The 26,887-nt window shown below is 64.3% G+C and carries 29 protein-coding genes; 17 read left to right on the top strand and 12 right to left on the bottom strand.

The genetic code is table 11. The features are described 5' to 3' along the window. Nucleotides 1–49 precede the first annotated feature (49 nt). The 6 genes from NKI95_RS27390 to NKI95_RS27365 all read left to right on the top strand — a co-directional run bounded on the left by NKI95_RS27390 (nucleotide 50) and on the right by NKI95_RS27365 (nucleotide 4,168). Nucleotides 50–1,234, top strand: coding sequence for a cell wall hydrolase (locus NKI95_RS27390; RefSeq protein ID WP_352720637.1), 1,185 nt, complete (start codon nucleotides 50–52; stop codon nucleotides 1,232–1,234). 255 nt (nucleotides 1,235–1,489) lie between these two features. Continuing rightward, nucleotides 1,490–1,888 carry an AtpZ/AtpI family protein gene (locus NKI95_RS27385; protein ID WP_352720635.1) on the top strand — a complete coding sequence of 133 codons (399 nt, stop codon included), beginning with the start codon at nucleotides 1,490–1,492 and terminating at the stop codon, nucleotides 1,886–1,888. A 70-nt stretch (nucleotides 1,889–1,958) separates the two neighbouring features. Beyond that, nucleotides 1,959–2,717: a F0F1 ATP synthase subunit A gene (locus NKI95_RS27380; protein ID WP_352720633.1), complete on the top strand. Its 759-nt coding sequence runs from the start codon at nucleotides 1,959–1,961 to the stop codon at nucleotides 2,715–2,717. A gap of 67 nt (nucleotides 2,718–2,784) precedes the next feature. Next, nucleotides 2,785–3,009, top strand: a complete 225-nt coding sequence (locus NKI95_RS27375; protein WP_006206606.1) for a F0F1 ATP synthase subunit C — start codon at nucleotides 2,785–2,787, stop codon at nucleotides 3,007–3,009. Nucleotides 3,010–3,090: 81 nt separating this feature from the next. After that, complete coding sequence (locus NKI95_RS27370) at nucleotides 3,091–3,666, top strand: F0F1 ATP synthase subunit B (RefSeq protein ID WP_352720631.1); 576 nt, start codon at nucleotides 3,091–3,093, stop codon at nucleotides 3,664–3,666. Between the two features lie 10 nt (nucleotides 3,667–3,676). After that, nucleotides 3,677–4,168 (top strand): F0F1 ATP synthase subunit B, encoded by a 492-nt coding sequence (locus tag NKI95_RS27365; protein WP_023674071.1) that lies wholly within the window; start codon nucleotides 3,677–3,679, stop codon nucleotides 4,166–4,168. Nucleotides 4,169–4,415: 247 nt separating this feature from the next. Here the strand turns inward: NKI95_RS27365 and rnhB are convergent, their stop codons facing one another. Next, entirely contained in the window at nucleotides 4,416–5,111 is a 696-nt protein-coding gene (rnhB, locus tag NKI95_RS27360; protein WP_352720629.1) for a ribonuclease HII, read from the bottom strand. A gap of 168 nt (nucleotides 5,112–5,279) precedes the next feature. Continuing rightward, a complete protein-coding gene (locus tag NKI95_RS27355; RefSeq protein ID WP_352720627.1) occupies nucleotides 5,280–6,434 on the bottom strand; it encodes a PA0069 family radical SAM protein in 1,155 nt (384 codons plus the stop codon). Nucleotides 6,435–6,585: 151 nt separating this feature from the next. On the opposite strand from NKI95_RS27355, the gene NKI95_RS27350 reads away from it, so the two are divergent. Together NKI95_RS27350 and NKI95_RS27345 are read left to right on the top strand one after the other, a co-directional pair. After that, nucleotides 6,586–7,089, top strand: a complete 504-nt coding sequence (locus tag NKI95_RS27350) for a glycosyltransferase (RefSeq protein WP_292664385.1) — start codon at nucleotides 6,586–6,588, stop codon at nucleotides 7,087–7,089. Between the two features lie 181 nt (nucleotides 7,090–7,270). Further along, nucleotides 7,271–8,245, top strand: coding sequence for a phytanoyl-CoA dioxygenase family protein (locus NKI95_RS27345; RefSeq protein ID WP_352720625.1), 975 nt, complete (start codon nucleotides 7,271–7,273; stop codon nucleotides 8,243–8,245). Nucleotides 8,246–8,277: 32 nt separating this feature from the next. Here NKI95_RS27345 and moaB read toward each other — a convergent pair whose 3' ends face one another. From moaB to NKI95_RS27315, 6 genes are all read right to left on the bottom strand, one after another. Beyond that, nucleotides 8,278–8,820, bottom strand: coding sequence for a molybdenum cofactor biosynthesis protein B (gene moaB / locus NKI95_RS27340; protein WP_352720623.1), 543 nt, complete (start codon nucleotides 8,818–8,820; stop codon nucleotides 8,278–8,280). After that, nucleotides 8,807–9,709, bottom strand: coding sequence for a 4-(cytidine 5'-diphospho)-2-C-methyl-D-erythritol kinase (locus NKI95_RS27335; protein ID WP_352720621.1), 903 nt, complete (start codon nucleotides 9,707–9,709; stop codon nucleotides 8,807–8,809). The genes moaB and NKI95_RS27335 overlap by 14 nt, the downstream gene beginning before the upstream one ends. Before the next feature lie 26 nt (nucleotides 9,710–9,735). Then, the gene (locus tag NKI95_RS27330; protein WP_292665400.1) at nucleotides 9,736–9,921 is read right to left on the bottom strand and encodes a hypothetical protein; all 186 of its coding nucleotides are present in this window, start codon (nucleotides 9,919–9,921) and stop codon (nucleotides 9,736–9,738) included. A gap of 81 nt (nucleotides 9,922–10,002) precedes the next feature. Next, complete coding sequence (locus NKI95_RS27325; RefSeq protein WP_352456850.1) at nucleotides 10,003–10,860, bottom strand: S49 family peptidase; 858 nt, start codon at nucleotides 10,858–10,860, stop codon at nucleotides 10,003–10,005. Nucleotides 10,861–10,947: 87 nt separating this feature from the next. Then, nucleotides 10,948–11,748 (bottom strand): tRNA1(Val) (adenine(37)-N6)-methyltransferase, encoded by an 801-nt coding sequence (locus tag NKI95_RS27320; RefSeq protein WP_352720619.1) that lies wholly within the window; start codon nucleotides 11,746–11,748, stop codon nucleotides 10,948–10,950. After that, on the bottom strand, nucleotides 11,748–11,972 hold the full coding sequence (locus NKI95_RS27315) for a putative signal transducing protein (RefSeq protein ID WP_023674082.1): 225 nt from the start codon (nucleotides 11,970–11,972) through the stop codon (nucleotides 11,748–11,750). The genes NKI95_RS27320 and NKI95_RS27315 overlap by 1 nt, the downstream gene beginning before the upstream one ends. Nucleotides 11,973–12,132: 160 nt before the next feature. On the opposite strand from NKI95_RS27315, the gene NKI95_RS27310 reads away from it, so the two are divergent. After that, the gene (locus tag NKI95_RS27310; protein ID WP_352469050.1) at nucleotides 12,133–13,149 is read left to right on the top strand and encodes a polyprenyl synthetase family protein; all 1,017 of its coding nucleotides are present in this window, start codon (nucleotides 12,133–12,135) and stop codon (nucleotides 13,147–13,149) included. A gap of 27 nt (nucleotides 13,150–13,176) precedes the next feature. Here NKI95_RS27310 and NKI95_RS27305 read toward each other — a convergent pair whose 3' ends face one another. After that, on the bottom strand, nucleotides 13,177–14,610 hold the full coding sequence (locus tag NKI95_RS27305) for an MFS transporter (protein ID WP_352720617.1): 1,434 nt from the start codon (nucleotides 14,608–14,610) through the stop codon (nucleotides 13,177–13,179). Between the two features lie 105 nt (nucleotides 14,611–14,715). Here NKI95_RS27305 and NKI95_RS27300 point away from each other — a divergent pair, with 105 nt between their 5' ends. From NKI95_RS27300 to NKI95_RS27290, 3 genes are all read left to right on the top strand, one after another. After that, nucleotides 14,716–15,321, top strand: a complete 606-nt coding sequence (locus NKI95_RS27300; RefSeq protein ID WP_352720615.1) for a TetR/AcrR family transcriptional regulator — start codon at nucleotides 14,716–14,718, stop codon at nucleotides 15,319–15,321. Nucleotides 15,322–15,531: 210 nt separating this feature from the next. Further along, on the top strand, nucleotides 15,532–17,310 hold the full coding sequence (locus tag NKI95_RS27295) for a tetratricopeptide repeat protein (protein WP_352720695.1): 1,779 nt from the start codon (nucleotides 15,532–15,534) through the stop codon (nucleotides 17,308–17,310). Nucleotides 17,311–17,374: 64 nt separating this feature from the next. Further along, on the top strand, nucleotides 17,375–18,442 hold the full coding sequence (locus NKI95_RS27290) for a glycine--tRNA ligase subunit alpha (protein WP_352720613.1): 1,068 nt from the start codon (nucleotides 17,375–17,377) through the stop codon (nucleotides 18,440–18,442). On the opposite strand, the gene NKI95_RS27285 is transcribed toward NKI95_RS27290, so the two are convergent. Continuing rightward, nucleotides 18,439–18,612: a hypothetical protein gene (locus NKI95_RS27285; RefSeq protein ID WP_352720611.1), complete on the bottom strand. Its 174-nt coding sequence runs from the start codon at nucleotides 18,610–18,612 to the stop codon at nucleotides 18,439–18,441. The two genes, NKI95_RS27290 and NKI95_RS27285, sit on opposite strands and share 4 nt — an antisense overlap. Before the next feature lie 263 nt (nucleotides 18,613–18,875). On the opposite strand from NKI95_RS27285, the gene glyS reads away from it, so the two are divergent. Both glyS and NKI95_RS27275 read left to right on the top strand, forming a co-directional pair. Next, nucleotides 18,876–21,470: a glycine--tRNA ligase subunit beta gene (gene glyS / locus NKI95_RS27280; RefSeq protein ID WP_352720609.1), complete on the top strand. Its 2,595-nt coding sequence runs from the start codon at nucleotides 18,876–18,878 to the stop codon at nucleotides 21,468–21,470. Nucleotides 21,471–21,602: 132 nt separating this feature from the next. Beyond that, entirely contained in the window at nucleotides 21,603–21,905 is a 303-nt protein-coding gene (locus NKI95_RS27275) for an ATPase (protein WP_352720607.1), read from the top strand. A 75-nt stretch (nucleotides 21,906–21,980) separates the two neighbouring features. On the opposite strand, the gene NKI95_RS27270 is transcribed toward NKI95_RS27275, so the two are convergent. Next, entirely contained in the window at nucleotides 21,981–22,373 is a 393-nt protein-coding gene (locus NKI95_RS27270) for a hypothetical protein (RefSeq protein WP_352720605.1), read from the bottom strand. A 200-nt stretch (nucleotides 22,374–22,573) separates the two neighbouring features. Between NKI95_RS27270 and NKI95_RS27265 the strand changes: the two genes are divergently transcribed. The 3 genes from NKI95_RS27265 (at nucleotide 22,574) to NKI95_RS27255 (ending at nucleotide 25,755) form a co-directional block, all read left to right on the top strand. Beyond that, the gene (locus tag NKI95_RS27265; RefSeq protein ID WP_352720603.1) at nucleotides 22,574–23,563 is read left to right on the top strand and encodes an L-threonylcarbamoyladenylate synthase; all 990 of its coding nucleotides are present in this window, start codon (nucleotides 22,574–22,576) and stop codon (nucleotides 23,561–23,563) included. Between the two features lie 9 nt (nucleotides 23,564–23,572). Further along, nucleotides 23,573–25,003, top strand: a complete 1,431-nt coding sequence (locus tag NKI95_RS27260; RefSeq protein WP_352720601.1) for an FAD-binding oxidoreductase — start codon at nucleotides 23,573–23,575, stop codon at nucleotides 25,001–25,003. Between the two features lie 185 nt (nucleotides 25,004–25,188). Beyond that, nucleotides 25,189–25,755, top strand: a complete 567-nt coding sequence (locus tag NKI95_RS27255) for a DUF6101 family protein (protein WP_023674094.1) — start codon at nucleotides 25,189–25,191, stop codon at nucleotides 25,753–25,755. Here NKI95_RS27255 and ubiA read toward each other — a convergent pair whose 3' ends face one another. After that, nucleotides 25,756–26,739: a 4-hydroxybenzoate octaprenyltransferase gene (gene ubiA, locus NKI95_RS27250; RefSeq protein WP_352720693.1), complete on the bottom strand. Its 984-nt coding sequence runs from the start codon at nucleotides 26,737–26,739 to the stop codon at nucleotides 25,756–25,758. Nucleotides 26,740–26,887 lie beyond the last annotated feature (148 nt).

Raw genomic sequence — 26,887 nt, 5'->3', positions numbered from 1 at the left:
GCATCATTGTAGCTCTCCAGTGGGGTCCGTCGCGTTTCTGGAGAGTTCCGTGCATCGACGTGTTTTGACGCGGCTTGTCGCCGCCGCCGGTGAGAAAAAGCGTTCCTTCCTGTCTCCGTTTATTATTGGTCTTGGCATCTGGGTCGGCTTTCCGACGGTCGTTGCCTATCAGGACATGACCAGCCTGGTCTCCGGCCTGGAGGCGCCGAGCGTCCGCTGGAACGCCTATGTCGAGAAATCCGTCGCCGGCTCCGTTCACGCCGCCGAAATGCCCTTCCTCGATTCCAGCAGCACCGGCTCGCTGTCCGGCTCCGGTGTCCAACTGCCCGGCATCGGCACCGTTTCGTTTCGCGGCAAGGGCGGCAGCGCCGGCACGACGCCGGACGAGGAACGCATCATGCGCGCCGACAAGAAGGGCCGCATCATCCAGGTCTCGCCCGTTTCGCCGCCGAAGAACTTCAACGCCGGCTCGATCTTCGAGCGCACCTCTTCGCTGCTCCGCCCAAGCATGGACAGCGGGCTGAGGATGGCCTTCGCCAAGCCCGAGATCAAAGGCAAGGAAATCCAGATCGCCGCCGCCTTCCACACGCGCGTCGACAAGAAGCCGGATCCCGGCGTGCCGGCGATGCTTGCCGCGCTGGTCAACAACGATCATCCCGACGTGCTGGCAACCGCCTATGCCTCGTCGGCTCCCGATTACGCACAGGCGTCGCCTTTCGAGGCCTTGCTGCAGGACGAGGACCCGAACGATGGCCGCTTCATTCCGCCGCTGAGCAAGGGCGATCATTCTTGGATGCAGACGCCGCTGCCGGCGAGCGTCTTTTCCAAACCGGAGCAGGCCTGTCTCGCCAACGGCATCTATTTCGAGGCGCGCGGCGAATCCGTGCGTGGCCAGGCCGCCGTCGCCCAGGTCATCCTCAACCGCGTCCGCAACCCGGCCTATCCGAACTCGATCTGCGGCGTGGTCTACCAGAACGACAATTGGTTCAACCGCTGCCAGTTTTCCTTCGCCTGCGACGGCAGGAAGAAGCGCATCGACAACCCCGCCGCCTACCAGACCGCCCAGGATGTCGCCATGGCCGTCACAGCCGGCAAGATCTTCATTCCGGAAGTCGGCTCGTCGACGCATTATTACGCCAACTACGTCCATCCGGGCTGGGCGAGGACGATGAAGAAAATGACCAGGATCGGCCTGCACATCTTCTACCGCACCTATGGCGGCGGCTGGAGCTGAGTGCTCAGGCAGCCCTTGCATCTTTCGCGGGAGAGCGGCCGATCGAAGACGCATCGCCGCGGGGATTCGGCCACAGCCCGTCGGGGACGGCGTCGGGCACGATGTCGCACCCAGGCAAGCGGCTGATTTATAACGAAAAAATACTTGAGCTTGAACGTCCGCCCGTGGCTTGACGGGCGCGGACCCTCTAACTATGTTGCCGGCGACTTTAAGAAGCGGACGGACGGTGACGGTCTGACCGGGCAGGGGGGTTGCGTGGCCGACAAGAATGGGCCAGACGGAACCGGAAAAACCGGCCGCGGCAAGCAGCATGAAGCCGACATCCGCGACGACGATCTTGAGCGCCGCCGGCGCGACCTTGAAGCATCGCTTGCGACAAGGCGGCCGGATCGGCTCGAGGGGAAAGACGACGCGAAAGCGGGCAGTGTGGCCGGGTACGGCCAGGCGCTCAAGCTGTCCAGCGAGTTCATCGCCGGGATAGTGGTCGGTGCGGCTCTCGGCTGGTTTATCGATCGCGTGGCGGGGACATCGCCATGGGGTCTGATAGTCGGGCTGCTGCTGGGTTTTGGCGCCGGCGTGCTAAATGTCCTGCGTTCAGCCGGGCTTGTGTCGGATTTCGGAACGGGCGACAAACCGCGCGATCCGAAAGAATGAATTGAGGCGCCGCATGCCGGCGCATTGAACAGGATACTGAAGCCGTCTGCGGCTTTGATGGGGATTTAAAGTGACTGCTGACAAGGTCGATCCGATTCACCAGTTCCAGATCCATCCGATCATTCCGATTCACATCGGCGGCTACGACCTGTCTTTTACCAATTCGGCTCTGTTCATGCTTGCAACAGTTGCTGTCGCAGCGGCGTTTCTCTACCTCAGCACGTCGAGCCGCAGCCTCGTCCCGGGCCGCCTTCAGTCGGTCTCGGAAATGGCCTATGAATTTGTCGGCAATATGCTGAGGGACGCCGCGGGCACGCAAGGCATGAAGTTCTTCCCCTTCGTGTTCTCGCTGTTCATGTTCGTGCTTGTCGCTAACCTGCTTGGCCTGTTCCCGTATTTCTTCACCATCACCAGCCACATCATCGTCACCTTCGGCCTCGCTGCGCTGGTGATCGGAACGGTCGTCGTCTACGGCTTCACCAAGCACGGCCTTGGCTTCCTGAAGCTGTTCGTCCCGCATGGCGTGCCGATCTACCTGCTGCCGCTGGTGGTGCTTATCGAGGTGATTTCCTTCGTCTCGCGTCCGGTCAGCCTCTCGGTTCGCCTGTTCGCCAACATGCTCGCCGGTCACATCACGCTGAAAGTGTTCTCGGGCTTTGTCGTCAGCCTGAGCGCGCTCGGCGCGGTCGGCGTGGCGGGCTCGGTTCTGCCGCTGGCGATGGCCGTGGCGCTGACGGCGCTGGAGCTGCTGGTCGCGTTCCTGCAGGCCTACGTCTTTGCCGTGCTGACCTGCATGTATCTCAACGACGCCCTGCATCCCGGGCACTGACAAGGTTTCCGGCATTGCCGCCGGATCGATTTTGCAACGGAATTTTAGATCCAAAGGAGTTGAACAAATGGACGCAGAAGCAGCAAAGTACATCGGCGCCGGCATCGCATGCCTCGGCATGGGCGGCGCGGGCATCGGCCTCGGCAACATTTTCGGCAGCTATCTGGCGGGCGCGCTGCGCAACCCGTCGGCCGCCGACGGCCAGTTCGGCCGCCTGATTTTCGGCTTCGCCGTGACCGAAGCGCTGGGTATTTTCTCGCTTCTCATCGCGCTTCTCGCCCTGTTCGGCTGAATACTTGTTCGGCTGAACATTGGGAAGAATTGAACAGGCCGGCCGCGATCTTGCGGCGGGCCTGAATTTCGGGGATAGTCCATGTTCGTGACATCTGCCTTTGCGCAAGAGTCCGCGCCCGCCGTCGAAGGCGGCAGCGCCGCCACCGGCGTGCCTGCCGAGGCGCACGGCACGTTCCCGCCATTCAATCCGGCGACGTACCCGTCACAGCTGCTGTGGCTGGCAATCACTTTCGGGCTGTTCTACCTCTTCTTGAAACGGGTAGTGATGCCGCGCGTCGGCGGCATCATCGACGTTCGCAACGACCGCATCACGCAGGATCTCGATCATGCTGCCCGGCTGAAAAGCGAGGCCGATGCCGCCGTTGCCGCCTATGAGCAGGAATTGGCGGAAGCCAAGGGCAAGGCCAATGCGATCGGCCAGCAAGCCAACGATGCGGCCAAGGCGGAAGCCGAAGCTGCCCGCAAGACGATCGAGGCAGCGCTTGACCAGAAGCTTGGCGAGGCCGAGGCGCGTATTTCTTCCATCAAGGCCAATGCCATGAAGGAAGTCGGCACCATCGCCGAGGACACCGCTTCGGCCATCGTCGAGGCGCTTGTCGGCGGCAAGGCCAGCAAGGCCGAAATCGCGGCCGCCGTCAAATCCGTGGCCGGGTGAGGAGCGCATCATGGACGCCACATCTCTCGCGACGCTTTGGGCAACCGTTGCCCTCGTAATCTTCCTCGGCATTGCCATCTACATCAAGGTGCCGGGCATGATCGCCAAGGCGCTCGATGCGCGGGCCGACAAGATCAGCTCCGAGCTCGAGGAAGCGCGCCGGTTGCGCGAAGAGGCCCAGCAGCTGCTCGGCCAATACCAGCGCAAGCGCAAGGAAGCCGAGCAGGAGGCCGCGGCCATCGTCGCCGCCGCCAAGCGCGAAGCCGACATGCTTGCCGCCGAGGCGCACAAGAAGACCGAGGACTATGTCGCCCGGCGTACCGCCTTGGCCGAGCAGAAGATCGGCCAGGCCGAGCGCGAGGCGATCGGCGAAGTGCGCGCCAGCGCCGTCGACATCGCGGTCGAAGCCGCGCGCGCGCTGCTGGCCGGCAAGATCGACGCCAAGGCCGGCGCCGACCTGTTCAACGCCTCGCTGCAGGATTTGAAGTCGAAGCTGAACTGAACGGCTGCATCAACAAGTCATCGAAAGCCGCCTGAGAAACCTGGCGGCTTTTTTGTTAGCGAAAGCAGAGCGCGTAATCTCCCCCCTCGAGGGGGAGATGGCCGGCAGGCCAGAGGGGGTCGCCGCGCGTGGAGCGCCAGCCATTTCTGTCGTTCAACATGGTGTCGCGCCAGGACGTACCGACCCCCTCTGTCGCCTTCGGCGACATCTCCCCCTCGAGGGGGGAGATTACGCCTGGCCGGATCGCTCAATCCAGGCCCGAAAGGCCCTCTTCCTCCAGCACCTCGGTGCCGCCGAACCGGAACGGCGCGAAGGAGGCGCGGTGCAGCCGCGCCACTGGTCCATGCAGATCGATCGCCGTGCGATGGCGGACAGTGGCGTAGCCCATATGCAACTCGAAGCCGTAATGCACATGATGGCTGCCGCAGCCGCACATCATGCGGTCGCGCATCACCTTGGCGACGATCGAGGCTGCGGCGATCGACTGCGAGCGCTGGTCGCCCTTGATCAGCGCTCTGCCCTCGCAGGGCAGGCCAGGCGGCACGTCGCGGCCGTCGGCCAGCGCCAGCTTCGGCCGGATTGACAGGCCTGCCACGGCACGGCGCATCGCTTCTAGGCTGGCCTTGAGGATGTTGGAGGCATCGATGCCTTCGGCGCTGACCGAGGCCATCGATACGGCGAGCGCGGAGCCGAGGATTTTCAGGAACAGTGCCTCACGCTGCAAATGCGTCAGCCGCTTGGAATCATCGAGGCCGTCGGGGATGTTGGCGGGATCGAGAACCACCGCTGCCGCCACGACCGGCCCGGCGAGCGGGCCGCGGCCGGCCTCGTCCGTTCCCGCCACCGGCCACAGGCCTTCGGCCATCGCCTTCGTCTCGAAGGAGAAGTCGGGTCTCTCGACGATTTCGAAGAGAAGCGGAGAATCGGAACGCGGGCGAGCCATGGTGCGGCGAGGTTCGCATCGGCTCCGATTCTCCGCAAGTCCCTCCGGGTCGGGCGGGGCACCGGACCAGGAGGGGGCTACCGTCTGCAAGCCCGGGGACAGGACAGGCCGGACGGGATTTTTTCGCCTGCTGCCGGCCGTTTCAATCGGCTGGCGCGAGACGCTTTGTCACAGCAGCATCAGCTGCTCGGTTGCCTTGGCAGCAGGGATGAACCGGTCGGTCCTCAGCGAGCGCCGCTCGGCATTGAGGCCGAGCCGTTTGGCAGCGATCTCGAAGCGCCGGCCGATCTGCCAGGCATAGGGGCCGGAGCCTTTCATGCGCTTGCCCCATTCCGAATCGTAGTCCTTGCCGTCGCGCATCGAACGGATCAGCGACATGACATGGCGATAGCGGTCGGGATAGTGGCGCAGCAGCCAGTCCTTGAAGATCGGCGCGACCTCCAGCGGCAGGCGTAGCAGCACATAGCCGGCCTCGCGCGCGCCCGCTGCCTGCGCCGAATCGAGGATGCGCTCCATTTCCGGGTCGGTCAGTCCGGGGATGATCGGCGCGACCATCACCGAGGCCGGAATGCCGGCGTCCGAAAGCTGCCTGATCGCCTCCAGCCGCTTAGTCGGCGTCGACGCGCGTGGCTCCATGGTGCGCGCCAGCATGCGGTCGAGCGTCGTCACCGACAAGGCCACCTTGGCCAGCCCGCGTTCCGCCATGCGCGACAGAATGTCGATGTCACGTGTCACCAGCGCCGATTTGGTGACGATGCCGACCGGATGCCCGCGCGCCTCCAGCACTTCGAGGATCTCGCGCATGATCCGGTATTGCTTCTCGATCGGCTGGTAGGGATCTGTATTGGTGCCGATGGCGATGGTGCGCGGCTGGTAATTATCCCTGGACAATTCCTTGTCGAGCAGCCGCGCCGCATCCGGCTTGGCAAACAGCTTCGATTCGAAATCCAGCCCCGGCGACAGGCCCATGAAGCTGTGCGTCGGCCGCGCGAAACAATAAACGCAGCCATGTTCGCAGCCGCGATAGGGATTGATCGAGCGGTCGAAGGAGATGTCCGGCGATTCGTTGCGCGTGATGATGGTGCGCGGCTTCTCGACCTGTACCTCGGTCTTGAACGGCGGCAGCTCCTCCAGCGAATTCCAGCCATCGTCGAACACATGCCGGCTGACCGGCTCGAAACGGCCAGACGGATTGATGCCCGCCGACCTGCCGCGATTGCGGTCCGGGCGGACGCGCATGCCGCTCTGCTCGATCATCGCATTCGCCATCTCTGCCCTGCCAGCGCCGAAGGCGGCAATGTCGGCACGCACGATCTGTTCCATTTTGGCCCTTTCCCAGGGACTGTCCGCCCGTTGTCGAATCGCTCTGCTCATGAATGTATTCCTATCGCATCGATGAGAACAAAGCAAGAACTTTCTCGCAGCGCGCCGCAAAAACTGGCGCTGCCCACCGCTTTCCGCTATTCGGCTAAACATGCTCAGCGTCCTGATCGAAACCTTGAATGACGAGGAGGGCCTTGCCCGCACGCTCGCCTCGCTGATCGGTGGCGCGGTCGAAGGCGTGGTGCGCGACGTTCTCGTCTGTGACACCGGCTCGACCGATCAGACGCACCGCGTCGCCGAACATGCCGGCTGCCACTATGTCAGCGGCGGCATCGCCGCCGGCATCAGGCAGGCCAAGGGCGACTGGCTGCTTTTGCTAGAACCAGGCGCGCGGCTGGGGGAGGGCTGGATCGACGAGGTCGTCGCCCATACCGCCAGGCAAACCATGGCGGCGCGGTTCTCGCGGGCTCGCGGCAGCCGCGCGCCCTTCCTGTCACGCGTCTTTGCCGGAAATCGCGCTCTCGCCGAAGGCTTGGTGATCAGCAAGCGTCAGGCCGCGGCGCTGTCGAAGAACGCCCGCAGCGCCGAAGCGATCGCCCGCGGCCTGGCGACCAGGAGGCTCCACGCCGAGATCTGGGTCGCGCCGCGGAAGTGACGGCTTACCGTCCCGGTTCAGGGGCCCAAGCAAATTTTCTGGCGGCTCGTCGTTTATTGTGCATTGCACAAAATCTGGCCGGGCGTTACCATTCCCAGCGATATGGGCGAATAGGGTTTGGGGTGTGCCGGGCGGCGACGGCTAACGTCGATGCTGTTCCCTCGACATTTTGAGGACCCCGATGACCCTTTCAAGCCCTGAAAAGTCCGGCGCTGCAAGCCTCGAGGCGATCGCACGCAACGGCGGTACGCTGCGCCGCATCGCCGCCCGCATTCCGACCTATCTTTCGGACCTTCGCGAGAATCCGGCATGGCTGCCAATGTTCATGCTGGCGCGCACCATGCCGGCGCGGCGCCTGCACTGGCGCGGTGCGAAGCCCGTTCCGCCGGCGCGCAATGTCGGTGAAACGATGTTCGCCGGCGTCGATCGCGATGCCGTCGTTGGCGCGCTGCAAACGGAGGGGCTCTATTCGGGCCTGATGCTGCCGGCCGCCATCCATGAGGAGATCGCCAGCTTCGCCGAGCACACGCCATGCTTCGGCAATTTCGACCGCCGGCTGGAATTCCTGCCCGAAAAACACGCCGATGCCGAAAAGCATTTCGGCCGTCCGCTGCTCAGCGGCCATTATTTCGAGCGGGTCCTCGACTGCAGCGCTGCGGTCGCCGTGCAGCGCGATCCGCTGCTTCTCGACATCGCGGCGCACTATCTCGGCAGTCAGGCCAAGCTGATCACCACCCGCGTCTGGTGGAGCTTTCCGACCGGTGGCGTCTCGGACGCCGACAAGAACATGGCCTCGCTCGGCAAATACCATTTCGACCTCGACGACTGGCGCATGCTGAAGTTCTTTTTCTACCTGGTGCCGGTCGACGCCGACACCGGGCCGCATGTCTATGTCCGCGGCTCCCACAACCGCCGCATCCTGAAGCACCAGCTGACGCTGCTAGTCGGCCATTCGGCGGAAGAGGTGCTGGGCGTCTATGGCGAGCAGAGCCCGGTTACGCTGACCGGGCAGGCCGGCCTCGGCTTTGTCGAGGACCCGTTCGGCTTCCATATGGGCACCGTGCCGACGCGCACGCCGCGGCTGATGATGGAGGTTGGCTTCGGCGTGTCGCCGCCCTCGCGCCGCCGGTTTCACGGTGAGCCGGTCATTCGCTGAAGGGATCAGCCGGCTGACCCCCTTGGCTCGCTTCAGCCGCGCCGCAAATGCTCGTCCAGGCGCGGCATGATCTCGACGAAGTTGCAGGGCATGTGCCGGTAGTCGAGCTGCGGCTTCAAGATGCCGTCCCAGGCGTCCTTGCAGGCGCCCGGCGAGCCCGGCAACACGAAAACAAAGGTGGCATTGACGACGCCGCCGGTTGCCCGGCTCTGGATCGTCGAAGTGCCGATCTTGTCGTAGGAGATGCGGTGGAACACTTCGGAAAAGCCGTCCATGCGCTTTTCGAAGCTCGGCTCCAGCGCTTCCGGCGTCACGTCGCGGCCGGTGAAGCCGGTGCCGCCGGTGGTGATGACGACATCGATCGCTTCGTCCTTCGACCAGCCCAGGACCTTGTCGCGGATCTTGTCGCGGTCGTCGGTGACGATGTCGCGGGCGGCGAGGATATGGCCGGCCTCGGCAATGCGGTCGGCCAGCGTCTGCCCGGATTTGTCGTCGGCGAGGCTGCGCGTATCGGAAACGGTCAGTACCGCGATGCGCACGGGAACGAAGGGGCGGCTCTCGTCAATCCTGGCCATGGGCATCAGCCTCCGATGTCACGCTTCGCGTCGCCGCGACAAACCAGCCTGGATGGCGGCTGCGAATATCGACGGCCGCGCGCTTGGCCACATTGCCGGTCTCGAACAGGCCGAAGCAGGTGGCGCCGGAACCGGACATCCTGGCAAAACCGGCTCCGGCCTTGTTCAGCACGGAAAGCGCCTTGCCGATGGCGGGCTGGATTGCGCGCGCCGCAGGCTCGAGATCGTTGCGGGTGATCTCCAGCCAGTTGCGGATGCTGTGGAAGTCGAGGTTGCGCGGCAGCGGCGGCAGCCCCGCATTGTCGCGGCGGCCAAGCGCCTCGAACACGTCGGCCGTCGAGACGGCAGTGCCGGGATTGGCGAGCACCAGACCCAGCGCCGGGAAACCCGGCACGAGCGTCAGCTCGTCGCCGATGCCGCAGGCGATCAGCGGCTTGGCGGCGAGGCACATCGGCACGTCGGCGCCGAGCGACAGGCCGATCCGCGCCAGTTCGGCATCGCCGACATCAAGTCCCCAGATCTGGACCAGCGCGCGCAGCACAGCCGCCGCATCGCTCGATCCGCCGCCGACGCCGGACGCGACCGGCAGGTTCTTTTCGAGCCTGATGGCGACAGCCGGCGCGTGCTGGGGACCGGCCTCCCGCCGCAGCGCGTCGCGCGCTTTCAGCACCAGGTTACTATCGTCGGCCGGCACCGCGGAGGCGTATTTGCCGGACACCGAAAACCCATCGCTGTCGGCAAGTTCCGTCTCGATGCGGTCGCCGAAGCGCGTGAACACAGCCAGGCTTTCGATCATGTGATAACCGTCGGCGCGCCGGCCGGTGACGTGCAGCGCGAGATTTATCTTGGCATGCGCATGCGACGCCCGAATGCTGGCCCCGGAATTCATTGGCTCGGCCGCGAGGGGGACGACGGTCAATCCTTGGCCAGACGGTATTCGCCGGTCTTCGGATCCTTGACCAGTGTTCCCATGGTGCCGTTGGCCGTCTGCTTTTCGGCCCGACGTACCTTGGCGGTCACCCGCTCGGCTTCCCTGACGAAGGAGCGGTAGCCGAAATAGGCGGCAATGCCGACGACGGCGAAGAAAATGATCTGCGGCATGTCAAACTCCTCCCTCGCAAGGCCGGCAAGGCGGCCGGTCGGGTCGGTTGATGATTTATGCTAGACGTTTTCACCGGCTTTTCAAAGCCCGAAGCGCGCCCACAGCGCGCGCTCTTCCGCCGCATCGATGACGCCGCTTGCCGCGGCGGCGGCGATATCGGGCGCCGAAAAGCTCGAGCCGAACAGGCCGAAGCGGCCGAACAGGCCGCGCGGCGCGGTGATCAGCTTGAGCTGGGTCTTCGGCCCAAAACGGCTCTTCAGCACGCTGCGCATGTCGCCGAGCGCATCGACCAGCCCGAGCTCTAGCCCCTTCTTGGCCGTCCAGAACAGGCCGGTGAACAGGTCGGGATCGTCCTTGAGCTTGCTGCCGCGCCTGTCCTTGACGAGATCGATGAAGGTCTCGTGGACCTCGAGCTGCAGCGCCTTCAGGCGCTCGACGTCTTCCTTCTTTTCCGGCTTGAACGGGTCGAGCACCGCCTTGTTCTGGCCGGCGGTGTGAACGCGGCGCTCGACGCCAATTTTCTTCAACAGCTCCGGAAAGCCGAACGAGGCCGACACCACGCCGATCGAGCCGACGATGGAGGACGGGTCGGCAAAGATCTCGTCGCCGGCGACAGCGATCATGTAGCCGCCAGATGCCGCCACGTCCTCGACGAAAACCAGGACCTTCTTGTTCTTCTCGCTCGCCAGGTCGCGGATGCGCCTGAAGATCAGCCGCGACTGCACCGGCGAGCCCCCTGGCGAATTGATCGAGATGGCGACCGCCGGCGCGTCGAATGAAAACAGCTTTTCGAGAAGGCCGGCGGTGGAAGCGAGCGACAGGCTGGGCCGGAACTGACCGCCGCCGGGCATGATCGTGCCGTGCAGCCGGATGACTGGAATGGTGACGACGGTGGAGCGCCAGGATTTCGGCAGCAGGCGGTTGAAAAGACGTTTCACGAGGGGGCGGTCTCCGGTCGATTTGCTTGAGGCATGTAGGAATTCGCCGGCCAACGGCAATGCCGTCGCCCTGGCAATCAGAATGGATCAGTCTCCGAACAGCGACGCCAGCCCGTTATTGATCAGCTCTGCCCGCTCCGAAGGGCCATTGCCTGAATAGGCATGCAGCATCAGCGGCGGCTGGATCGACAATTTGCCGCGTGCGCCGAGTGCTGCCCGGACGACGATGCGGATCGCCGCCGCTTCCGGGCGAGGGTGGACGGCCAGCATCTCGGGGTCGCCGAAGCGGCCGGCAATGGCATCGAGGATGGCGCCGAGCTGTTCCGGCCGGGCGATGACGGCCAGCCCGCCGCTCGGCCTGACCACCGCGGCCGCGCTGCGGATCCAGCTGTCGAACAGCCCGTCCTCCGAGACATGCGCGGCCTTTCTCAGCGGATCGGGCGTCGCGCGATCCTCTGCGGCATTGAACGGCGGGTTCATGATGACGAAATCGAAGCTGTTGTCCTCGAGGCCGGCGGCCGCTCGCGCCCGGCCCGACAGCGCGACATCGGCGACGAGCACCGAGGCGCGGTCGCTGAGATGCGCATTGCCAGGATGGGCAAGCGTGGTGGTGGCGAAGGCCGCCATTTCCGGGGAACGCTCGACAAGCACGGCCTCGGCAGCGGGGCAGCGCGACAGTACCGCCAGGCCGGCGGCACCGGCACCCGCGCCAAAGTCGGCTAGCCGCCCAGCGAAGGAGGACGGCACGGCAGCCGCCAGCATCATCGCATCCATGCCGGCGCGGTGGCCGGCCTTTCTCGGCTGCACCAGCCAGAAGCGACCGCGATGGAAGGCGTCGACCGTATGAGCCGGCATGTCCGGGACAAGGGCAGCGGGCGACGCGGACATTATTTTTGGCGGATCTCGTTGGCGATGCCGGCATCCGTCAGGATGCGCCGTGCCGCATCGGCCTTGTCTGCGTCCACCATGACACGGCGGGGCAGGATGCCGATCGAGCCGTCGAGCACGCTCATGTTCTGGTCGGCGACGAAACAGCCGATACCGGCATCGCGCATCAGCGATTCGACAAACGAAATGATGACGGCGTCGTTGGTGCGGATGAGCTCTATCATCGGATGAAACTCGCAGTTTGCGGCGTTGATGTAAACGTAGGCGTGATCATGTACCAGAGCCGGCGCGCCAATTCGCCTCTTGCCGCGCCGGTGGGTGACACCCTAGAGTTTGTCCAGGGACCATGTTGCCGTCGTGCATATCGAGGTTGGGAGTTTTGCCGTGGGTGTCGTTCTCAATATTGAAAACGGGAAGCGCGAAGCCGCCTCGATAAAGGACCTCATGGACCTGACCGCGGCCGACATGGGGCGCGTCAACAAATTGATCCTGTCGAAGGCCGGCTCCGATGTCGAGATGATCCCGGAGATTGCCAACCATTTGATCTCATCCGGCGGCAAACGGCTGCGGCCGATGTTGACGCTCGCCGCCGCCCAGATGTTCGGCTATTCCGGCGACGGCCATGTCAAGCTCGCCACATCGGTCGAATTCATGCATACCGCGACACTTCTCCACGACGACGTCGTCGACGAAAGCGGCATGCGGCGCGGCAAGAAGACCGCCCGCATGATCTGGGGCAACCAGGCAAGTGTTCTGGTCGGCGATTTCCTGCTCGGCCAGGCCTTTCGCATGATGGTCGATGTCGGCTCGCTGGAAGCGCTCGACATCCTGTCGAGTGCGGCCTCGGTGATCGCCGAAGGCGAGGTGATGCAGCTTGCCGCCGCCAAAAACCTCGAGACCACCGAGGACGAGCATTTCGCGGTGATCAAGGCCAAGACCGCAGCGCTGTTCTCCGCTGCCGCCGAAGTCGGCCCGGTCATCGCCCAGGCGACGCGCAACGATCGCGCAGCACTCCGCTCCTACGGCATGAATCTCGGCCTTGCCTTCCAGCTGATCGATGACGCGCTGGATTACGGCGGCACCAGCAAGGATCTCGGCAAGAATGTCGGCGACGATTTTCGCGAGGGCAAGGTGACGCTGCCGGTGATCCTCGCCTATCGGCGCGGCACCAAGGCCGAGCGCAGCTTCTGGAAACGCGCCATCGAGGACAATGCCGCCGACGATGCCGGGCTGGAGAAGGCCATCGGCCTGATGCTCCGCCACGGCGCGATTGCCGACACCATCGGGCGCGCCCGCCATTTCGGGGAAATCGCCCGCGACGCGCTGGCGCCGCTCGAAGCGACGCCGCAGAAATCGGCGCTGATCGACGTCATCGATTTCTGCATCAGCCGGGTGAACTGAGAGGCGTCGGCGCCCCCGCGCCTGTTCTCATCGCCCCTTTGCCGGAAGCACCATTGCTGCCAGCAGGCTGACGACGATGCCCGCCGCCGCGAGCCAGAAGGCGACTTGGATGCCGTCGGCGACGGCAATTTTCAAAGCATCGCCTGACAATTCGCCGATTTGGCTGTTCGCAATCGCAATCAGCACGGCCATGCCGATGGCGTTGCCGACATTGAGCGTCGTCGAAGCCATCCCCGAGGCGACGCCTTGCTGGTCATGGGCAACACCGGAAGCGGCGGCAATCCACATTGCGGTCCAGACGATGCCTTGTCCCACGCCGGAGACGATCAGGCCAGGTACCAGGGACAGATAGCTGCTCTCCGCGCTCGCGCCTGATACCATCAATGCTGTGCCGACCGCGCCGACGATCATGCCGCCGACCAGCGTGCTGCGTGTCGAAAAACGCGTTGCCAGACGCTCGCCGGCTTGCGTGCCGGTGGCGATGGCGACCGACGGCACGAGAAAGGCGAGGCCCGTCTGCAAGGCGGTGAAGCCGTGCACGTTCTGCAGCAGCACGGTGAGGAAGTAGGGCAGCGCGCCGAAGGTCGCCATGTAGAGGAAGGTGATCGTCATGCCGGCGACAAGGCTGCGGTTGTGGAACAGGCGCAGCGGCATCAGCGGATCGGCGCTGTTGGCCTCGATCACGGTGAAGGCGATCAGGAAGAATGCCGCCAGTGCCGCGCTGACGATGATTGCGGTCGAGCCCCAGCCATATTCGGGCCCCTGAACCAGGGTGAAGACAAGCAGCGTCGCGCCGGCGGTGACGGTCAGTGCGCCCGGCAGATCGAAGCTGCGCTGCTCGTGCGGCTTGCGATCGCGCGGGATGATGGCGAAAGCCGCGATGATGGCGATCCCAGCCAGCAGCACGTTGACGTAGAAGACCGACGGCCAGCCGAAGGCGCTGGTCAGAAACCCGCCGGCAAGCGAACCGAGCGTCAGGCCGCTGGCGCCTGCGCCGCCCCAGACCGCGAGCGCCCGGTTGCGTTCCGCTCCCTCGGCGAACAGGCGGTTGATCAGCGACAGCGTCGCAGGAAACAGGAACGCGGCGCCGATGCCTTGTACCGCGCGTGCCGCGATGATGATTTCCGGCGACCATGCGAGGCCGCCGACAAGCGACGAAAGCGCGTAGAGCCAGAGCGCGAAGATGAAGACGCGGCGCTGGCCGATCAGGTCGGCAGCCCGGCCGCCGAACAGCAGGAAGCCGCCGGTGAACACGGTATAGGCGCTGACCACCCACTGCAGGGTCTGGCCTGAAAATCCGAGGCCGGCGCCGATCTCCGGCAACGCCACGAACACGATGTTGAGGTCGAGCGAGATGATGAGCTGCGCGAAGGCGAGGAGCGCCAGAGTTGCGCCGTGTTTCGCCCTGCTTGCTCCTTGCGTTATCGCCCCGAGCGGCGCGCCTTGATCGAGTGAACTCATGCCGGTCTCCTTGTCGACAATTATTTAATGATCGACAAAGAATTGAAATTTGCAATCCGAAGTCAAGCGGATTATTTGTTGATCGACAAAAAATTGGAGACCGCCATGGCAGGCAGGCCAAGGGAATTCGACCGCGACCAGGCGCTGGAGAAAGCCCGTGACGCCTTCTGGAGACGCGGCTACGAGGGCACCTCGATGGCCGATCTCGTATCGGCACTTGGTCTCGCATCGGCGCGCATCTATGCCGCCTTCGGCTCGAAGGAGGACCTGTTTCGCGAAGCGGTGGCGCTTTACGAAGCCAATGAGGGCGGCTTCGCCACGCGCGCGCTAGAGGAAGAACCAAATGTCCGGCGCGTCATCGAGCGCATGCTTCGCGACGCCGTCGAAATCTATACGAGGCCGGGTCGGCCGCAGGGCTGCATGGTGGTGACGGCCGCCACCAATTGCGCCGTCGAAAATGACGCCGTGCTGCAATGGCTGGCGGAGCACCGGCTGGCGCGCACCGCATCGATCGTCGAGCGGTTGAAGCAGGCCGTGCGCGATGGCGAATTGAAGCCGGATACCGATGCCGAGGCGCTGGGTGACTATTACGCCACGCTGATGCACGGCCTTTCGGTCCAGGCACGCGACGGCGTGCCGAAAAAGCGGCTGCACGATCTTGTCACCGTCGCCATGCAAGCGCTCGACGCAAGGCTTTCGCAAACGTCCTGAGTTTCAGGGCCGTGACGCCTGTTTCTCATTGCCGGATTGTGGCAATGCGGTCGTGCGACCTCTTTCGGCATGGTTTATTAATTGCTTGACCCGATTGTGAATTCGGGCCGGGTTGAAGCACGACCCCAAAAAGGCCATGCTTTACCTGTAAAGATCGAGTCTACGGCGATCCCGCTGACGCGGAGATGGCGTTTGGCTGAAAGGGATATGATGCGGCAAGGATATGCGCGCTGGCTGACGGGGCTGGCAATCGCGACGGGCATGGCGATCTCGGCTTTGCCGGCGCATGCCAAACAGACCGCCGAGCCGGTCAGGATCACATCCTTCTCGGGAGCCTATCTCGCCGCGCGGATTGCCGAAGGCGACAACGACCTCGACAGCGCCATTTCCTATTACAAGCAGGCGCTTGCGTTCGATCCGAACGATACGGGACTGCAGCAAAGCCTGATGCTGTCGCTGATCGCGCAGGGGCGCTTCGACGAGTCCCTGGTCTATGCCGACAAGCTCAAGGCGGTTCCCGACGTCGAGCGCTTCTCGCGCCTGGCGCTGGCCATCGATTCCTTCCACAAGAAGGATTTCTCCAAGGCCGAATACTGGCTCAAGCTGTCGCTCGAATCCGATCTCGACCGCCTGATCTCCGGCGTCATGACCGGCTGGGCCAAGCAGGGTGCGGGCGACGCCGGCGAGGCCATGGCTTCCATCGACAAGCTGCAGGGCCCCGACTGGTTCAGCCTGTTCAAGTCCTTCCACCGCGCCTTGATTGCCGACGCCTCGGGCCTGCCCGACAGGGCGGATGCGCTCTACACCGCCACCCTGCAGGACACGGCGGCAGGCGGTGCCGCCCCCGAAACATGGATGCGCAGCGCGCAGGCCTATGCCTCTTTCCTCGCCCGCAAAGGCGACAAGGCCAAGGCGCTGTCGGTGCTCGACAAGGCCGAGACGTTTGCGCCCGGCAAGGTCGAGATTGCAGCGCTTCGCGACAAGATCAACAAGGGCGAAAAAAAGATCCAACCCTTCGCTGCCGGCCCGTCGGACGGCGCCTCGGAAATCCTGCTCGATCTCGCCACCGCGCTCAACCGCGGCGGCGGCGAGCCGTTCGTGCGGCTCTATCTGCAATACGCGCTGGCGCTGAGGCCCGACAACGACGCGGCGCTCGTTCAGCTCGCCGCCGTTGCCGAGCAGTTGAAGGACGGCGAGGGCGCCATCGCGCTCTATCGCCGCATTCCGGCCAGTTCGCCGCTGAAGGAGCTTTCGGACCTGCAGCTTGGCCTCAACCTTGCCGATCTCGACCGCAACGACGAGGCGATCGCTCACCTCAAGGCCATCGTCGATGCGCATCCAGACGACATGCGCGCGTATCTGGCGCTCGGCGGCGTCTATTCCTCGAAGGAGGATTTCCGCTCCGCCGCCAATCTTTACGACAAGGCGGTAGAGGTGCTGAAGACGCCGACCGCCGCCAACTGGAACATTTTCTACCAGCGCGGCATCGCCTATGAGCGGCTGAAGGAATGGCCGAAGGCCGAGCCGAATTTCCGCAAGGCGCTGGAGCTCTACCCCGACCAGCCGCAGGTTCTGAACTATCTCGGCTATTCCTGGGTCGACAAGAACATGAACCTCAAGGAAGGCCTCGCGATGATCCAGAAGGCCGTCGACCTGAGGCCGAGCGACGGCTACATCGTCGACTCGCTGGGCTGGGCCTATTACCGCCTTGGCCAGTTCGACGACGCTGTGCGCGAAATGGAACGCGCCGTTTCGTTGAAGCCGGAGGATCCGGTGCTCAACGATCACCTCGGCGACGCCTACTGGCGCGTTGGCCGCAAGCTGGAAGCCACCTTCCAGTGGAACCAGGCCCGCGACCTGAAGCCGGACCCGGATGTGCTTGCCACCTTGCAGCAGAAATTGATGAAGGGCCTGCCGCCGATCGAATCCAACACGGCGCAGGAAACCCCGAACGTAAAGCCCGAGCCGGCGCCCGCGCCGAAGGGGTGACCCCATCGCCTTGACGGTCGCGGAGCGGCACTCTACGAGGTGCCGCATCCCGCCGGAGGCCGCCGTGACCGTTGATATCCCTGCCCACATGCATCCCAGCCGCTCGTTCCAGGGGCTGATCCTGACCTTGCATAATTATTGGGCGGACTATGGCTGCGTCGTCCTTCAGCCTTACGACATGGAAGTCGGCGCCGGCACATTCCATCCGGCAACGACGTTGCGCGCGCTCGGCCCAAAACGCTGGAACGCGGCCTATGTCCAGCCCTCGCGCCGCCCCAAGGACGGCCGCTATGGCGAGAACCCGAACCGGCTGCAGCACTATTACCAATACCAGGTGATCCTGAAGCCCAATCCGCCCAATCTGCAGGAGCTTTACCTCGGCTCGCTGGCCGCGATCGGCATCGATCCGCTGCTGCACGACATCCGCTTCGTCGAGGACGACTGGGAAAGCCCGACGCTGGGCGCCTGGGGGCTGGGCTGGGAGTGCTGGTGCGACGGCATGGAGGTCTCGCAGTTCACCTATTTCCAGCAGGTCTGCGGCATCGAATGCGCACCGGTAGCGGGTGAGCTCACCTACGGGCTGGAACGGCTGGCCATGTATGTGCAGGGCGTCGACAATGTCTACGACCTCAACTTCAACGGCCGCGAAGGCGCCGACAAGGTGACTTATGGCGATGTCTTCCTGCAGGCCGAGCAGGAATATTCGCGCCACAATTTCGAATTTGCCAACACCGCGATGTTGCTGCGCCATTTCGAAGACGCCGAAGCCGAGTGCAAGGCGCTGCTACAAGCCGGCGCGCCCATCTCCCCCCTTGAGGGGGAGACGCCCGCGAAGCGGGCAGAGGGGGTCGCCTCAGAAGGCACCACAAGCCAGGCGTCGAGCACTGCACGGGCGACCCCTCCCGGCCAGACTTTGTCTGGCCACCCTCCCCTCAAGGGGGAGGGATACCACCGCCTGGTATTCCCGGCCTACGACCAGTGCATCAAGGCCAGCCATGTCTTCAACCTGCTCGACGCACGCGGCGTGATTTCGGTCACCGAGCGCCAGAGTTACATCTTGCGGGTGCGCAATCTGGCCAAGGCCTGCGGCGAGGCATTTTTGCTGACTGACGCTGGTGGGCTGGCGGCTTAGCTCCAGGCGATTTCGACGGGAGCGCTGATTTGTAACGCGCCCTGGCCACTGGAGCCGGCCATTGTCCGCAGCGCTTGCCTGACGCCCGGCATCGTGAACGTGCCATGGGCCTGCGCTGCAAAACAGGCGCTTAGCGCGAGGATCTGCAGGAATGTCGATGCCGTTTTCATGGTCGTCCAGCCAATAGCTCTCTGCCTGAGCGTTGGTCGCTTCAGCGCTGCGTTCGGTTCATGGAAATCTTTGATCCAAGGACGGGCGGACCGGCGCGTGTCCGACAGGCGGCTGAATTTTTTCGGAAATCGCCGTTGGACGCCTTGATCTTGCTGGGAAGGGTGACAGCAGCCGACCGAGTTGCTATGCCCCGCTTACCTCCGCCTCGATGGGGGAGGACGCCGCGAAGCGGCGGCTGTTTTTTGTCGCGTGAGCTCTTTCAATGCCTGACCTGCTTCTAGAACTTCGTTCCGAGGAAATCCCCGCGCGCATGCAGCGCAAGGCGGCCGGCGACCTGAAGAAGCTTTTGACGGACGGTCTGGTCGAAGCCGGGCTGACCTATGAGGCTGCGCGCGAATATTGGACGCCGCGCCGGTTGGCGCTCGACATCCGCGGCCTGACCGCCCGCTCGAAGGACATCAGCGAGGAGATCAAGGGGCCCTCGACCAAGGCCCCCGAGCAGGCGGTGCAAGGTTTTCTGCGCAAGGCCGGCCTTGCCTCGATTGCCGAGGCGCATGTTCATTCCGATCCGAAGAAGGGCGACTTCTACGTCGCCCATATTTCCAGGCCGGGCAGACCGGCGGAGCAGATCATCGCCGAGCTGGTGCCGGGCATCATCCGCAACTTCCCCTGGCCGAAATCGATGCGCTGGGGGCCGGCTTCGGCCAAGCCCGGCTCGCTGCGCTGGGTGCGGCCGCTGCAATCGATCCTGTGTACCTTCGGCCCCGAAACCGAGGAGCCGGTGGTGGTCGATTTCGAGATCGACGGCATCCACTCCGGCAACGTCACCTACGGCCACCGTTTTCATGCGCCGGGCGCCATCACGGTGCGCCGCTTCGACGATTATGTCGCGAAGCTGGAGGCAGCCAAGGTCGTGCTCGATGCCGACCGGCGCAAGGAGATCATTCTTGCCGATGCCAGGAATCTTGCCTTCGCCAGCGGGCTCGACCTCGTCGAGGACGAGGGGCTGCTGGAGGAAGTGTCGGGCCTGGTCGAATGGCCCGTCGTGCTGATGGGCGAATTCGAGCAGGATTTTCTGGCCATTCCGGCCGAGGTGATCCGGCTCACCATCCGCGCTAACCAGAAGTGTTTTGTGACGCGGCCGCACGCCGGCGAAGAGCTCTCCAACCGTTTCATACTGACCGCCAATATCGAGGCCAAGGATGGCGGCAAGGAGATTGCCCACGGCAACGGCAAGGTGGTGCGCGCCCGCCTGTCCGACGCGCTCTATTTCTGGAAGACCGACCAGGGCGACCTGCCGGATCTCGACCAGCTGCAGGCATCGACGGAAAAGTTTGGGCTTGATCTCAAAAAGCCGCTCGACCAGCGCATGGCCCGCCTCGACCATCTCAATGTGACGTTTCATGCCAAGCTCGGTACGCAAGGCGAGCGGGTAGAACGGATTGCGCGCTTGGCCGAAGAACTGGCACCAATCGTGGCGCAGTCGATCTCCCCCCTCGAGGGGGAGATGGCCGGTAGGCCAGAGGGGGTCGCTTCGCGTGAAGCGCCGGCATCCTCTGTCCGCGATAGAGCGTCGCGTCAGGACGTGCCGACCCCCTCTGTCGCCTTCGGCGACATCTCCCCCTCAAGGGGGGAGATTACCGCGCTCGCTCGTCGCGCTGCCGTCCTCGCCAAGGCCGACCTCACCACCGAAGTGGTTGGCGAATTCCCGGAACTGCAAGGCGCCATGGGCCGCAAATACGCGCTGCTGCAGGGCGAGCATCCTTCTGTCGCCGCCGCGATCGAGGAACACTACAAGCCGCAGGGACCGTCAGATCGTGTTCCCACCGATCCGGTTTCGATCGCAGTAGCGCTCGCCGACAAGCTGGATACGCTGGTTGGATTCTGGGCGATCGATGAAAAGCCGACCGGATCGAAGGACCCCTATGCGCTGAGGAGGGCGGCGCTGGGCGTGGTCAGGATCTTGGTTGAGAACGGCGTGAACATTTCGCTTCTCCGTTCGATGATGTCTCCGATAGTAGCGGCATATATGAAATTCCAACGTGACGGATCGCAGCCTTACCTTGAGGCCGCAGATCGACTGACGTCAGCTGGTCTTGCTACAACAACTTACAGAGCTGAAGTTTATGACCGCCTTGTAGGGCTGTCTGGAAAAGAGGCCTTCGCCGAAAAGACGCCTGAGATGGCGTGGCGCTTGAGTCACGACCTCCTCTCCTTCTTCCACGACCGCTTGAAAGTCTACCTCCGCGACCAGGGCGCGCGGCATGATCTGATCGACGCGGTGCTGGCGGCAGGTTCGCGCCCGATCTCCCCCCTCGTGGGGGAGATGTCGGCGCAGCCGACAGAGGGGGGCGCTGTCCCGCCGGCCTCTCGGCGCGAGGCACCCCCCTCTGCCCTGCCGGGCATCTCCCCCTCAAGGGGGGAGATTGGCCAAAACGACGACCTGCTGCAAATCGTCCGCCGGGTCGAAGCACTCGGCTCCTTCCTCGACACCGAGGACGGCAGGAACCTGCTTGCCGGCACCAAGCGCGCCGCCAACATCGTGGCTGCCGAAGAGAAGAAGGCGACGGCGATTGCAAGCAGCGTTGAGCCGGCTCTGTTCCGGGAGGACGCAGAAAAAATACTGTTCGCGGCGGTGAATCAGGCCGAGAGGCAAGCCGGCGAAGCAATTCAAAACGAAGACTTTTCCGCCGCCATGCTGGCGCTTAGCCTGTTGCGCGAGCCGGTTGATTCATTTTTTGAGAAAGTCCTCGTAAACGATGAGGACCAGGCGGTGCGCGCCAATCGCCTGGCATTGCTCGCCCGCATCCGCGCGGCGACCGACCGGGTCGCGGACTTCTCGAAGATAGCCGGCTGACATCGGCGAAAAAATCATCGCTTACCGGCCATTCGAGCCGGCTTATAGTCATACGCCGATGATCTGTGCGTGGCAAAAGGAACGTGTTCCCAACCCACGGAGGCTTCCATGAATTCCGCTCACGACATCGAAGTGACAGAAGAGACCGAGACGCTTGAACCCACCTCCGAAACGACGCTCGACGAGGCCGCTGCCGCCGCCATCGAGGCTGCCGATCTGTCGGATGACGAGGACGGCGACGATGAAGACACCGACAAGGAAGCTACTGAAGACGATAAGTCGGCTACCCTCTCCGACGACGACGACGACGATGACAACGAGGAAGAGGAAGACGACGAGGACAGCGTGAAGGCCGAAAGCGCCGTCGGCGAAAAAGACGCTGACGGCGACGAATCGGACGACGCCGACGATACGGACGAAGAAGAAGCGGCCTGAGACTTCACGCCGCTTCAGTCAGTAAACCAGGGCGGCGCTTTCGCGCGGCCCTGGTTTCCGGCGCTGCTTCAGGCGCTATTTCGGCTGGTCGGGAGCTGCTAGCGGCGCCGGCTGCGGCGCTACGGGCTCGGGGGTTTTGCTGGCGACCTTTGGGTCGGCTTTGCTGTCCGCGGCGGGCGCGGCAGCGGTGGCCTGCGCGGCTTTGGGCGCGGGCGTTGCAAAGGCGTCGCCGACGATACCGCCGCGAATGATCATCGGGCTTCCGGTGAAGCCATGACTCGGCTGGCTCGGGATTGCCGCGACCTTTTCATCGGTGACGGTTTCATTGACGTTGGGCGATTTCTCGCCGAGCGCGACGATCGACGGTGTTTTCGCGCGCTCGACAGCGCCCACCGCACCAACCACAGAAGGCGCCCCCGTCGTCTGCCCAAGAAAAACCAGTGACGAGGCCTGTGCCGTGCCGGCCATAAACGCCAGACCAAGCGCTCCAACGATACGCATCGAAAGCATCATAATTCCCCTTGCCCAACAAGACGGCACCCTAGCCGAGGGCAATTGATGCCGGCTTGCGGGGAAACATCGCATTTTAGCGATTTATCATTCGCCAACCCTGGGCTTGCTCGCCCGGCCTCGCCGTATTAGGCACCCGCATCCGTGAGGTGACGACAGTGGCTGAAATTCGTGCCGTCGGCGAGGCGATGGAAAGGGCGTTGGCGCTGCTCGAGAGCGGCGATGTCGTCGCCATACCGACCGAGACCGTCTATGGGCTGGCCGGCGACGCGACCAATGGCGTTGCCGTGGCCCGCATCTTCGAAGCCAAGGGCCGCCCGCGTTTCAACCCGCTGATCGCCCATATAGCCGATCCGGCGATGGCTGAGCGTATCGCGCTGTTCGATCCGCTGTCGGAAAGATTGGCGCAGATATTCTGGCCGGGGCCGCTGACGCTGGTGCTGCCGCAACGGCCCGGCAACGGCATTCATCCGCTGGTCACCGCAGGGCTGGACACCATCGCGCTGCGCATGCCGAAAGGCTTTGGCGGCGAGCTGATCGCCAGGTTCGGCCGCGCGCTTGCGGCGCCCAGTGCCAATTCCTCGGGCAGGATCAGCGCTACGACGGCGGAAGCCGTGGCCGCCGACCTCGGCCCCAGGATCAAGCTTGTGGTCGATGGCGGCGCGACGCCGGTCGGGCTGGAATCGACCATCCTCAAGGTCGAAGCTGGAAAGCTGCGGCTGCTGCGGCCGGGCGGCATTGCCGCCGAAGAGATCGAAGCGGTCGCCGGGACAAAGTTGCTGCGCGGCGCTTCGGTCATCGAGGCGCCCGGGATGCTCGCCTCGCACTATGCACCAGGTGCGGCGGTGCGGCTCAATGCTGCGGAGGTCGCACCGGGCGAAGCCTTGCTGGCCTTCGGTGGCCGCCGTGCCGAAGGCTGGCGCGATGCAGCCGCACTGCGTAACCTGTCGGAGACCGGCGACCTGCGCGAGGCGGCAAGCAATCTCTTCGCCCATCTGCAGGATCTCGATCGCAGCGGCGCCAAAACCATCGCCGTCGAGCCGATCCCGTTCGACGGCCTGGGCGAGGCGATCAATGACCGGCTTTCGCGCGCCGCCGCCCCGCGTGACAAGATCGCCCCTCGTGACAAGATGGATTGGGCACCATAGTTTCCACCTATGAACGACATTTCCCCCGACCTCGACCCCGCCGTCGTCGCGCGCTTTGCGACAATCGTCGGTGACAAATATGCGCTGCGCGATCAGCAGGACATCGCGCCTTACCTCGCCGAGCGGCGCGGACTTTGGCATGGCAGGACGGCTCTGGTGCTGAGGCCGGGGACCGTCGAGGAGGTCAGCCGCATCATGCGGCTGGCGAGCGAAACGGGCACGCCGATTGTACCGCAAAGCGGCAACACCGGGCTGGTCGGCGCCCAGGTGCCGGACGCGTCCGGCCGCGAGATCGTGCTGTCGCTGTCGCGGCTAAACCGCATCCGCGAGATCGATACCCTGTCCAACACGGTGACGGTCGAAACCGGCGTCATCCTGCAGACGCTGCAGGAAGCGGCCGATGCCGCCGACCGGCTGTTTCCGCTGTCGCTTGCCGCGCAAGGCTCCTGCCAGATCGGCGGCAATCTCTCTTCCAACGCCGGTGGCACCGGCGTGCTTGCCTACGGCAATGCGCGCGAACTCTGCCTCGGCGTCGAAGTGGTGCTGCCGACCGGCGAAGTGTTCGACGATCTGCGCAAGCTGAAGAAGGACAATACCGGTTATGATCTGAAGGACCTGTTCGTCGGCGCCGAGGGTACGCTCGGCATCATCACCGCCGCCGTGCTCAAGCTTTTCCCCAAGCCCAAGGGGCGCGAGGTGGCGTTTGCCGGCCTGTCATCGCCGGAGGCGGCACTGTCGCTGTTCAGCCTGGCGATGGACCGTGCAGGGGCAGCGCTCACCGCCTTCGAGCTGATCGGCCAAAGGCCCTACGACTTCACGCTACGCCACGCACAAGGCGTAGTGCGGCTGCTGGCCGGCGATTGGCCGTGGTATGTGCTGATGCAGATCTCGTCGGGCCGCTCGGCCGAGGATGCACGGGCGCTGATCGAGGAGGTGCTGGAGGCAGGCCTCGAGCAAGGGATCGTCGGCGATGCGGTGATCGCGGCAAGCATGGCCCAGGGCGACGCGTTCTGGAATTTCCGCGAGGTGCTGCCCGAGGCGCAGAAACCGGAAGGTGCCTCGATCAAGCACGACATCTCGGTGCCGGTGGCGTCGATCCCGCCCTTCATCGAAAAGGCCGCCGGCGCCGTGCAATCGGTCAGTCCCGGCGCACGCGTCGTCTGCTTCGGCCACATGGGCGACGGCAATCTGCACTACAACATCTCCCGGCCGGTCGACGGCGATGACGAGGCGTTTCTCGGCCTTTACCACGTCATGAACAAGGCCGTGCACGACGTCGTGCGCTCGTTTCACGGCTCGATCTCGGCCGAGCACGGCATCGGCCAGTTGAAGCGGGACGAATTGATCGCGACGGCGCCGACAATGGCGATCGAGCTGATGCGCAGGGTGAAGGCCGCGTTCGACCCGGCCGGCATCATGAATCCGGGTAAGGTTATCTGATCCTTTCGCCGGCCTGCGCCGGTTCGCATTCCGATAACCATCCGCCCCGGATCAGCAAAATTTAACCGACTTTCTTAAGCGCGAGGATAAGAAGCTCGCGCTAATGTTTCTCCACAACGAGGCTGGGAAAACCGGCCCGGAGAACCGGAAACACCGGCTCTCAGGAGAAACAGGAAAGGCACGATATGAACACTGGACTGAAGCCAGTCTGGGCCGGCCGCAATATGCGTCTCGACCCATTCCGCCTGCCGCAGGTGGTGAGTTACGCCACGCGCGACGACTATGGCGACGTCACCTTCACCATCGACCAGCGCGGCGCGGTTATCCGCCGCACGCTGGAGATGAGTGGCGTGCCGGCGATCATCGCTCTGCCCGCCAACGCGTTTCGCGGCGTCGCCGCCCGCGCCATGGAGGATCCGGATGGCAATGTCACAGTGACGCTCGAGCTTCTGCACAACGACCCGATGCTGTCGGTGCCGCTGCTGGTGGCCGACGATCTCGACGACGTCGCCGCCGACTGGCGCGCCTGGGCCGATGCCTACCGCCTGCCGATGCTGCTGATCGAAGCCGACGGCATTGCCCGTACGCTCGAAGAATCGCTCGGCGCCGCCATCAAGGCGCTGCCGGCGCAGGACCGCCGCAAGGGCCGCGTCTCGACCATGCGCCGTCCGCGCTTCCTCGCCCGCCGCCGCGCCGGCGACCTCGGCCTCAGGCTGGTCATCGGAGGCGAGGAGCTTATTTCGCGGGAGTAGCTAAACCAGCGGCTTCAGCGCCACCCAAGCCGCGCCGCCGATCAGGCCGAGGAAGATCAGCCAGCCGACCTGGTTGTTCGATCTGAACAGCCTCAGGCACTGGTCCGGATCGTCGATGTCGAGCACGGCGATCTGCCGCGCCATATGCGCGCCGGCGGCGATCAGCCCAGCCAGCGCCGGCACGGGTGCCTGCGCCGAGGCAAAGGCAATGGCGAAGCAGACCAGCGCTCCGCCATAAAGCCCGGCCAGCCAGGCCTTGGTATTGTCGCCGAACAGGCGCGCCGTCGAGCGCACGCCGACGATGGCGTCGTCTTCCTTGTCCTGATGCGCATAGATCGTGTCGTAGCCGATCACCCACAGGATCGAGCCGATATAGAGCATGATTGCCGGTCCATCGAGATCGCCGAACTCGACCGCCCATCCCATCAGCGCTCCCCAGGAAAAGGCAAGTCCGAGAACGAGTTGCGGCCAATTGGTGTACCGCTTCATGAATGGGTAGACGGCGACGATGACCAGCGAGCCGATGCCGAGCGAGATGGCGAAGCTGTTGAACTGCAAAAGCACGGCAAGGCCGACCAGTGCCTGTACGACAACAAACATCCAGGCCTGCCGGCGCGTGACCTTGCCGGCCGGCAGCGGCCGCGAGCGCGTGCGTTCCACCTGGTTGTCGATGTCCTCGTCGACCAAATCATTGTAGGTGCAGCCGGCGCCACGCATGGCGAACGCGCCGAGAAAAAACAGCAGCAGATACCACGGCGACGGCAGCAGCGAGAGCAGCGGATCCGCCGGACGCGGATAGGCGCTCGCCGCAAGGGCAGCCGACCACCAGCATGGCCACAGCAGCAATTGCCAGCCGATCGGCCGGTCCCACCGGGCAAGCTGCGCATAGGGCCACAACCCCCGCGGCAGCGCGCGATAGACCCAGTGGCCGCTCGGCGCATCGGCGACGCGGCCCTGGGCCGCTTTCGACTGGACGGTTTCCATTTTGCTGGAGTGGCAGCAGAGGCGAATGCCGTCAAGCGTCAAGCAGGCCGGATCCGCTCGCGGCGCGGAATCGCCGCCGCGGCAGCCAAATGTCTTGACCCGCCGCCCGGGGCGCAATAGCGCAGTCCTGATCGGAACGGGCAAGGAA

This window comes from Mesorhizobium sp. M0306 (genome assembly GCF_040321655.1).
Taxonomy (GTDB): domain Bacteria; phylum Pseudomonadota; class Alphaproteobacteria; order Rhizobiales; family Rhizobiaceae; genus Mesorhizobium.
The sequence above is the reverse complement of the archived record's forward strand: the minus strand, read 5'-3'. Positions and strand labels throughout refer to the sequence as shown.

Bases quoted from the DNA above. Each gene is read 5' to 3' on its own strand.
- NKI95_RS27375 (WP_006206606.1), top strand. From the start codon at position 2,785: ATGGACGCAGAAGCAGCAAAGTACATCGGCGCCGGCATCGCATGCCTC.
- NKI95_RS27370 (WP_352720631.1), top strand. From the start codon at position 3,091: ATGTTCGTGACATCTGCCTTTGCGCAAGAGTCCGCGCCCGCCGTCGAA.
- NKI95_RS27365 (WP_023674071.1), top strand. From the start codon at position 3,677: ATGGACGCCACATCTCTCGCGACGCTTTGGGCAACCGTTGCCCTCGTA.
- rnhB (WP_352720629.1), bottom strand. From the start codon at position 5,111: ATGGCTCGCCCGCGTTCCGATTCTCCGCTTCTCTTCGAAATCGTCGAG.
- NKI95_RS27355 (WP_352720627.1), bottom strand. From the start codon at position 6,434: ATGGAACAGATCGTGCGTGCCGACATTGCCGCCTTCGGCGCTGGCAGG.
- NKI95_RS27350 (WP_292664385.1), top strand. From the start codon at position 6,586: ATGCTCAGCGTCCTGATCGAAACCTTGAATGACGAGGAGGGCCTTGCC.
- NKI95_RS27345 (WP_352720625.1), top strand. From the start codon at position 7,271: ATGACCCTTTCAAGCCCTGAAAAGTCCGGCGCTGCAAGCCTCGAGGCG.
- moaB (WP_352720623.1), bottom strand. From the start codon at position 8,820: ATGGCCAGGATTGACGAGAGCCGCCCCTTCGTTCCCGTGCGCATCGCG.
- NKI95_RS27335 (WP_352720621.1), bottom strand. From the start codon at position 9,709: ATGAATTCCGGGGCCAGCATTCGGGCGTCGCATGCGCATGCCAAGATA.
- NKI95_RS27330 (WP_292665400.1), bottom strand. From the start codon at position 9,921: ATGCCGCAGATCATTTTCTTCGCCGTCGTCGGCATTGCCGCCTATTTC.
- NKI95_RS27320 (WP_352720619.1), bottom strand. From the start codon at position 11,748: ATGTCCGCGTCGCCCGCTGCCCTTGTCCCGGACATGCCGGCTCATACG.
- NKI95_RS27315 (WP_023674082.1), bottom strand. From the start codon at position 11,972: ATGATAGAGCTCATCCGCACCAACGACGCCGTCATCATTTCGTTTGTC.
- NKI95_RS27305 (WP_352720617.1), bottom strand. From the start codon at position 14,610: ATGAGTTCACTCGATCAAGGCGCGCCGCTCGGGGCGATAACGCAAGGA.
- NKI95_RS27300 (WP_352720615.1), top strand. From the start codon at position 14,716: ATGGCAGGCAGGCCAAGGGAATTCGACCGCGACCAGGCGCTGGAGAAA.
- NKI95_RS27295 (WP_352720695.1), top strand. From the start codon at position 15,532: ATGCGGCAAGGATATGCGCGCTGGCTGACGGGGCTGGCAATCGCGACG.
- NKI95_RS27285 (WP_352720611.1), bottom strand. From the start codon at position 18,612: ATGAAAACGGCATCGACATTCCTGCAGATCCTCGCGCTAAGCGCCTGT.
- glyS (WP_352720609.1), top strand. From the start codon at position 18,876: ATGCCTGACCTGCTTCTAGAACTTCGTTCCGAGGAAATCCCCGCGCGC.
- NKI95_RS27270 (WP_352720605.1), bottom strand. From the start codon at position 22,373: ATGGCCGGCACGGCACAGGCCTCGTCACTGGTTTTTCTTGGGCAGACG.
- NKI95_RS27260 (WP_352720601.1), top strand. From the start codon at position 23,573: ATGAACGACATTTCCCCCGACCTCGACCCCGCCGTCGTCGCGCGCTTT.
- NKI95_RS27255 (WP_023674094.1), top strand. From the start codon at position 25,189: ATGAACACTGGACTGAAGCCAGTCTGGGCCGGCCGCAATATGCGTCTC.
- ubiA (WP_352720693.1), bottom strand. From the start codon at position 26,739: ATGGAAACCGTCCAGTCGAAAGCGGCCCAGGGCCGCGTCGCCGATGCG.